This is a genomic window from Brevundimonas sp. (genome assembly GCF_032107865.1).
Classification (GTDB): domain Bacteria; phylum Pseudomonadota; class Alphaproteobacteria; order Caulobacterales; family Caulobacteraceae; genus Brevundimonas.
Genome location: NZ_DAMCNG010000131.1, coordinates 3,473 through 7,814, shown reverse-complemented (window position 1 = coordinate 7,814; position 4,342 = coordinate 3,473). Strand labels below are relative to the sequence as shown.

Here is a 4,342-nt window from a genome sequence, read left to right as displayed (position 1 = left end):
TTCTCGGACGGGGCCCCCGATGCGCGCCTGATGCCGGGACTGGAGCTGGCGCGGGCCTTCCGCCGATCGCTGACCGGCGCCGAACTCAAGTCGCTGCCCGGATACGGCGATCCGCGCGGGGCGCCGTCGCTGCGGACGGCGCTGGCCCGCTATCTGTCGGCCGAGCGCGGCCTGACGGTCGGCGCCGACGACATCCTGATCACGCGCGGCAGCCAGATGGCCCTGTTTCTGGCCGCCGCCGTCCTGAATCCCGGCGACGCCATCGCGGTCGAGGATCCCGGCTACCCCCTGGCCTGGAAGGCGTTTCGCGCAGCCGGGGCCAGGGTGGTCGGCGCCCCGGTCGATGCTCACGGGTTGGACGTCGAACGTCTGGAGGCGTTGCTCGCCCGCGACCCGACCATCCGCGCCGTCTATGTCACGCCCCATCATCAGTTTCCGACCACGGTGACGCTGGGCGCCGGGCGGCGCCTGCGCCTGCTGGAACTGGCGCGTCGCCACGGCCTGATTCTGATCGAAGACGACTATGACCACGAATACCGCTTCGAGGGCCGCCCGGTCCTGCCGCTGGCCGCCCGCGCCCTGAGCCAAGGGCGCGATCAGGATCGCGTCATCCATATCGGGTCGGTGTCCAAGCTGCTCTCGCCCGTGGTCCGCATCGGCTATGCGACGGGCGCGCCGGACCTGATCCAGGCCATGACGGCGCGGCGCGAGGCCATCGACCGCCAGGGCGATCTGCCGCTGGAACGGGCGCTGGCGCGGCTGATCGACGACGGCGAATTGGGCCGCCACGCCCGCAAGGCGCGCAAGATCTATGAAAAGCGCCGCGACCTGCTGTGCGCCGAGATCACCGCCCGGCTGGGCGAAGCCGTCGCCTTCGACAAACCGGCGGGCGGACTGGCCCTGTGGTTGCGTGTGGACCCGGACATCGACGCCGCCGCCTGGGCCGCGGAAGCCGAGCGATCCGGCCTGATCCTGACCCACGGCGGCCAGCTTCAATTCCAGCCCGGCCCCCACGCCAATGCCTTCCGCATCGGCTTCGCCAGTCTGGACGAGACCGAACTGGTCCGCGCCGTCGATCGACTGAAGGCGGCGCAACCCCGCTGACGTTCTGCGACCATTCGGTCGGATGACAAGGATGTGCAAATCATCACGCCCGTCATAGAGAACGCTCAAGACACGGGGGGACGCCTATGAAACGACTGCGATTGGCGCATCGCATGACGCCTGAAGCCGGCCGACGCCATGTCCGCAGCTAAACTCGGCGCCGTGCTCCGCAGCCCAGCCGTCCAGTTTCTGGGATTGTTCGGCTTGATCGCCCTAGCCTTCTTCTGGGTTCTGGCGACGCCCTGGGCGGACGAAGGATTCGTCCAGCCGTTCACCCAAAGCCTCGTCAACGTGACCGCCTGGCTGCTGGCGCCCTTCGATTCACGGGTTCAGGCCATCGGCGACATCCTGCAGTTCAGCGACGGCGTCGGCGCCGTTCAGGTTCTGGCCGGATGCAATGCGGTCGAGGTCTGCGCCCTGCTGGCGGCGGCCATCCTGGCCTATCCGACCTCGATGAAGCGCTCCCTGATCGGCGCGGCGCTCGCCATAGGCGCCCTGCAACTGGTGAACCTGCTCAGGATCATCAGCCTGCTCTATCTGGCGCGAGGATCGCAGCCGCTGTTCGACTTCTTCCACCTCTATGTCTGGGACGCCATGATCGGCCTTGAAGCCCTGGTCATCTTCTTCGCCTGGGCGCGTCTCCAACGCCCGGCGGCCGAGGCTGCGGCGTGATCTTCGTCAGCCCAGACCATCGCCGCTTCGCCCTGTGGTGCCTCGCCGTCCTGATCGTCAGCCTGCCGCCGTGGTGGCTTTGGGGGGCGGACGCCGCCGCAAGCCTTCTGGCGCCGCTCGCCCGCCTGGTCATGCCCCTGTTCGGTCTGCCGGGCCTGTCGGTCGTGGATGGAAACTGGCTGGTGCAGACCGATCTGGCGCTGGCGAACGGCGACGGGAACCTAGTCTATCCGGTCGCCAAGGAGACCGTACGGCGGCTGCTGCTGGCCGTCCCTCTTTTCCTGGCTTTCATGGTCGCGCCTCCGCGCCCGGACAGGTCGGTCCGTGCGATCCTTCGCGGCCTGGCGATCCTCGCGCTCATCTTCATCCTGTCCTTCATCGCCTATGTCTGGGGCGAGTTGGCGCCGATGCTGAACCCAACCCTCGCCACGGTTCGGAGTCAGACCGCCGTCCAGTTGGCCGCTGCTCCCCTGCATCCCGCCGCCGCCCAGGTCGCCCTGCTGGGCCGCTACATCGCCATGTCGGTTCTGCCCCTGCTGTCGGCGATCCTGCTGTGGGCGCTGTTGAATCCTAGAGGACGCAAGGCCCTGGCGCCGACGATCCTCCCGGAGTGACGCCCCACGAGGACGACTTGCGCCTGCTCACGCACAAGCGCATGAACCGACCTCGATAAAGCCCCCTCGAGAGGTCATCCGTGTCCGACGTCGACAAAACCGCCGCCACCCTGCCTGAGGGCCAGCCCGTCGGCCGCGTCATCGCCATGCCCGCCGACACCAACCCCGAGGGCGACATCTTCGGCGGCTGGCTGCTGGCGCAGATGGACCTGGCCGGAGCGACCCCGGCGTTCGAGCGCGCGGGCGGCCGCTGCGCCACCGTGGCCCTGGACGGCATGGTCTTCCACCAGCCGGTGTCGGTCGGCGACGAAGTCTCCATCTACGCCAAGATCATCCGCACGGGCCGCACGTCGATCCGCGTTCATGTCGAGGCCTGGAAACGCGCGCGCGGCCAGGCCGAGGCCCAGTCGGTCCGCGTGACCGAGGGCGTCTTCACCTATGTGGCCATCGATCAGGACCGCAAGCCGCGCGAAGTGCCGCCCGCCTGACAGCATTCAGAAGTCCGAGCGCCACGGTCGGAAATTCTTGACGTTCGGGGGCGGCCGCCCTACCTCCCCCGCATGGCCATTCGTCGCATCCTGACTATCGATAACGCCGCCGACCTGGCGATCCTGAAGACCGTCGCCGCGCCCGTCGAGGGCGGCGTCACCGACGCCGTGCGCGCCCTCATGGATGACATGCTGGAGACGATGTACGACGCGCCGGGCATCGGTCTGGCCGCGCCGCAGATCGGCGAGCTGACCCGCGTGGTCGTCATGGACCTGGGCGACAAGCCGGTCGAAGGCGCTGCTGACGAGCCCGAAACCGAGGAAGAGGCGCTGGAGCGCCGCAACCCGCGCTTCTTCGCCAACCCGGAAATCCTGTGGTCGTCCGAGGAGATGTTCTCCTATGAGGAAGGCTGCCTGTCGATCCCGACCTATTACGATGCGGTCGAGCGTCCGGCGCGCGTGCGCGTCCGCTACATGAACTATCAGGGCGAGACGATCGAGGAAGAGATCGAGGGCCTGTACGCCGTCTGCTTCCAGCACGAGCTGGATCACCTGAACGGCGTCCTGTTCATCGACCACCTGTCGCGCCTGCGTCGCGACCGGGCGGTCTCCAAGGTCAAGAAACACGCGAGGATGGCCGCCTGATGGCTCGCAAGACCCGCATCATTGATCAACGCGGCCGCCGCCGCCTGACCCGCAACGAGAAAGTCGGCGTCGCCAGCATCGCAACCCTGCTGGCCGTCGCCGCCGTCGGCGTGGTGGCGGGCGTGGTCATCGACCGCCTGCTCGATTTCGACGACGCGCTCGACGCTGGCGGCGAATGGGACGAAGGCGGCGGCGTCTATACCCGCTGGATGTAATCGGCCTCACGGTCTAAAGGCCTGCCCATGCGCCTAGCCTTCATGGGAACCCCCGACTTCGCCGTGCCGTCGCTGGCCGAGCTGATCGCCTCGGGGCACGAGATCGTCGCCGTCTATTCGCAACCGCCGCGCCCCAAGGGCCGGGGCCAGAAGCTGACGCCGTCGCCGGTTCACGCCTTCGCCGAGGCCATGGGCCTGTCGGTCTTCACGCCCGAAAGCATGAAGGCGCAGGAGGCCATCGACACCTTCAAAAGCCTGGACCTCGACGCTGCCTGCGTCGTGGCCTACGGCCAGATCCTGAAGCCCGAAGTTCTGGAGGCCCCGCGGCTGGGCTGCTTCAACCTGCACGGGTCGCTGCTGCCGCGCTGGCGCGGGGCCGCCCCGATCCAGCGCGCCATCATGGCCGGAGACCGCCAGACCGGCGCCCAGATCATGCGGATGAGCGAGGGGCTGGACGAAGGCGCCATCATCCTGTCGGAACTGATGGACATTCATGCCGACGACACGGCCGCCTCGCTAGGCGACCGCATGGCCCACGTCGGCGCCGCCCTGTGGCCGCGCGCCCTGGCGGCCATCGAACGCGGCGCCTTCACCGAGACGGAAC

General features: G+C 68.3%; 6 protein-coding genes and 1 pseudogene. All 7 read left to right on the top strand.

Annotated elements, in window-relative coordinates; genetic code table 11:
* The coding region (locus tag RT567_RS11225) for a PLP-dependent aminotransferase family protein (RefSeq protein WP_313576448.1) at positions 1-1,104 on the top strand (1,104 nt) is incomplete at its 5' end.
* A 138-nt stretch (positions 1,105-1,242) separates the two neighbouring features.
* Positions 1,243-1,776, top strand: coding sequence for an exosortase H (xrtH, locus tag RT567_RS11220; RefSeq protein WP_313576447.1), 534 nt, complete (start codon positions 1,243-1,245; stop codon positions 1,774-1,776).
* Positions 1,773-2,390 carry an exosortase H-associated membrane protein gene (locus RT567_RS11215; RefSeq protein WP_313576446.1) on the top strand — a complete coding sequence of 206 codons (618 nt, stop codon included), beginning with the start codon at positions 1,773-1,775 and terminating at the stop codon, positions 2,388-2,390. The genes xrtH and RT567_RS11215 overlap by 4 nt, the downstream gene beginning before the upstream one ends.
* Before the next feature lie 80 nt (positions 2,391-2,470).
* Entirely contained in the window at positions 2,471-2,878 is a 408-nt protein-coding gene (locus RT567_RS11210; protein ID WP_313576445.1) for an acyl-CoA thioesterase, read from the top strand.
* Between the two features lie 72 nt (positions 2,879-2,950).
* Entirely contained in the window at positions 2,951-3,523 is a 573-nt protein-coding gene (def, locus tag RT567_RS11205; RefSeq protein WP_313576444.1) for a peptide deformylase, read from the top strand.
* The gene (locus RT567_RS11200) at positions 3,523-3,738 is read left to right on the top strand and encodes a hypothetical protein (RefSeq protein ID WP_125900438.1); all 216 of its coding nucleotides are present in this window, start codon (positions 3,523-3,525) and stop codon (positions 3,736-3,738) included. Before def ends, RT567_RS11200 begins: the two co-directional genes overlap by 1 nt.
* 27 nt (positions 3,739-3,765) lie before the next feature.
* Positions 3,766-4,342, top strand: a pseudogene (locus tag RT567_RS11195) (methionyl-tRNA formyltransferase); the annotation flags it as partial.